The sequence below is a fragment of the Acinetobacter sp. SwsAc6 genome (genome assembly GCF_013391565.1).
GTDB classification, from domain to species: Bacteria; Pseudomonadota; Gammaproteobacteria; order Pseudomonadales; family Moraxellaceae; genus Acinetobacter; species Acinetobacter cumulans.
Genome location: NZ_JACAXE010000062.1, coordinates 1 through 2700 on the forward strand (window position 1 = coordinate 1; position 2700 = coordinate 2700).

A 2700-nucleotide genomic window follows, 5' to 3' on the forward strand; every position below is an offset into this window, starting at 1 on the left:
TGCACAAGTCGCTCGTGAGTTTGAATTTTCATTACCGCATGAGCTGAATGCTGAACAGCGTAAAAATATGGTTCGCATGTTTTGCACATGGCTAGCAAAAAATCACGGTGTTGTTGTTGACGCAAGTATTCATGCACCACACGGAAAAAATGCAGATGAACGCAATTATCACGTTCATGTCATGTTCAGCACCCGCCGATTTGAAAATGGTCAATTCACTGAAAAAACACGAGAGTTCAGTAAAGACCCCTATAATCAAAAAGAGCTTGAAAAGCGCAGAAGAAAAGGGCTTGAGGACTTCTCACAGCGTTTACATGGTCGAAAAAATGCAACTGAATTATTGCGCGAAGCATGTGAAAAAATTGGGAACAAATGTTTAGTCGATGCTGGCTTTGAGCCGACTTTAGATAGACGATCATACGCAGAGCAGGGCATAGATAAAGAACCAACAATTCACGAAGGCGCAGGGCGAGCAATGGCAAATCGTGGCTTGCAGTCAGACACGCATGACAAAAATATTGAGATCATAGAACGCAATAAGAAGCTCTCAGAGCTTGATCTTGAGATTCAAGCTAGTAATGCACTGCTTAATCGCATAGACGTTGAATATGACGCTCTGAGAGCGCTACAGACGCAAATTCAGCAGCAGTTCTTTAAGAACGAGCAAATGCAGAAACGTGCAGAAAAAGTTTTAGATATGTGTCTGCGTCCTGAGGATTTTCACATGAGTTCACTGTGCTGTGAACTTGTAGATCACAAGCCTGATTTAAGCAGTAATCGTGAGAAAACAAGAGCTGATGCGCGAGAAGCAATAGCCGAAATTGCACTCGATATTCTTAATGATGAGATCGGTAAAATTGATCTAGCAGTCGTTGAGAAGCACGAACTGCAAGCGTTTACAGATTATTTGCGTAAAGAATTGGGCGATTATTCAAAAGATGAAATGCTCATCACGTACACAACTGAAAATAGTGCTGAAAGATCATCTGAAAATGTAGCAGAAGTAAGCAGAAAGCCCGACATTCGGAACGATTACAACAGCCCAGAGCTTTAAAAAAAACCTTCCGCATTCAGCGTGAAACGCTGATTTACATTGACTTATGCCAACAAGTATTTGATGCACAAAGAAAAAGCCCCGAAATGTATTGCATTTCAGGGCTTTTATCTTTAAATTCGACGGTACGCAGTTATTTGATGTACCACCATCAAACAACGAAGATTAGCAGAGTTGGAAGCTCGTACTAATTTCACACAAGGCTTTTGTACCTGAACTCAATTATCGAGTTATAACAGTAAAAACACAAGCCCCAAATGTAAAAACTTCGTTATTTCATGTCGTTACAGTTCATCAAATAAGCAACAAATTATTTTGTTTCTAGCTTTGCCCGCTTCTGTGTGCCCGTTTTACGGTCGGCATGCGTTGCATGTGGTAGGAATAAGCGTCACTGGTGCAACGTAGCTATAGTCGAAAGGCTAAACCGCCACAGGGGAATCTCACAAAAGCGGAGCGTTGGGAGTAGTTGTATAGGTTGGTTAAGTTGCATGTTGGGGAAACCCTCGCAGAGATACCGCCATACTTCGACAGGGAGCGCGTGGGGAGAGGTGCAAAGCCTTTAGTCCTTGTCTGCTGTTGTATGCAAAACAACAGTGCTAGACGACCGATTCGTGGCTCCGAAGCCAAAGAACGTCAGCAATACTTAGGGGATGTGTCATTTTTTTAAATGACCGCCCTTAGGGTGAGTATTGCTGAAACTCTCTCAAGCGTTCACCAAACCCAAAGCGAAGCGACGGTTTGTGAATGCTTATAGAGAGAGTTGAAAAGCATTTGTTTTTACAAGATTCATGCCAACTTTCCTTTAATAATGAAGTATTTAAAGTGGTCGGCTTTGTTTTTTTGAGGGTACAGAGAATCCTTTTCTGCTTAGGCTAATTAATCAAAAATGGTGAATATATGACAAATGATGAACTTGAAATTTTAAATAAAAAACGTCTTCAACAAATGGAAGAATTAGACAGATTTTTAAAGACAGCAACGAATGAACAGAAAGCAGAAGTCTTTGAAAACGTAAAACAAAGAATATTAAACAGTGAACAGCCAACGCCATTTCATAAAGTAGCTCAAATAGAAGAAACAGATTTGTTAGCTAAAAACCTTACAGATAAAGAGTTTGGCGAATAATAACTGATTTTAAGCAACCTCAATGAACCAGGTAAAAACTTGGTTCATTGAAAGGTTACTCAAAACAGTTATTCAAAATTAATAACTTCATTCGTATCTTCAATATTAAGCAATTCTTTCAACACTGCTAAATTTTGTTCTTTGGCTGTTCCTGTTGCTTCTGATGCAAAACTAATGAGAGAGCCTTTGATTGATTCAAGCATTTCAGGATTTTTCTTAAATTGTCTTAAATAGAATGCTCCAACTAAAATTTTTAAACGTGCGTCTTGTTGTCTGGTCAGATCGCGTTGTTTTTTACGTTGTTGAGCTTTTAATGCCTTTTCTTGGTTTTTCAGTTGATCAAGTTTTTTCAATTGATCGGCTTTCTGCTTCTCAATTAATTCCAGTTTTGTCTGTATATCTTGTTTCGACATTTTATCAAATTCCGTCCTGTTCAAACACTATGAGAGCATCAAACAAAAGATCATTGCAAGTGCAATAATCTATGTTTATGCTACATAGTGTTTTCACGAAGTGCGCAC

3 protein-coding genes are annotated in these 2700 nt (G+C 39.2%); 2 read left to right on the top strand and 1 reads right to left on the bottom strand.

The genetic code is table 11. From position 1 onward, the window contains the following. Together HYG93_RS19015 and HYG93_RS19020 are read left to right on the top strand one after the other, a co-directional pair. On the top strand, positions 1-1054 hold a 1054-nt coding region (locus HYG93_RS19015; protein WP_178962789.1), incomplete at its 5' end, for a MobA/MobL family protein. A gap of 897 nt (positions 1055-1951) precedes the next feature. Further along, positions 1952-2179 (top strand): hypothetical protein, encoded by a 228-nt coding sequence (locus HYG93_RS19020; protein WP_178962790.1) that lies wholly within the window; start codon positions 1952-1954, stop codon positions 2177-2179. A gap of 68 nt (positions 2180-2247) precedes the next feature. Here HYG93_RS19020 and HYG93_RS19025 read toward each other — a convergent pair whose 3' ends face one another. Beyond that, complete coding sequence (locus tag HYG93_RS19025; protein ID WP_178962791.1) at positions 2248-2592, bottom strand: hypothetical protein; 345 nt, start codon at positions 2590-2592, stop codon at positions 2248-2250. Positions 2593-2700 lie beyond the last annotated feature (108 nt).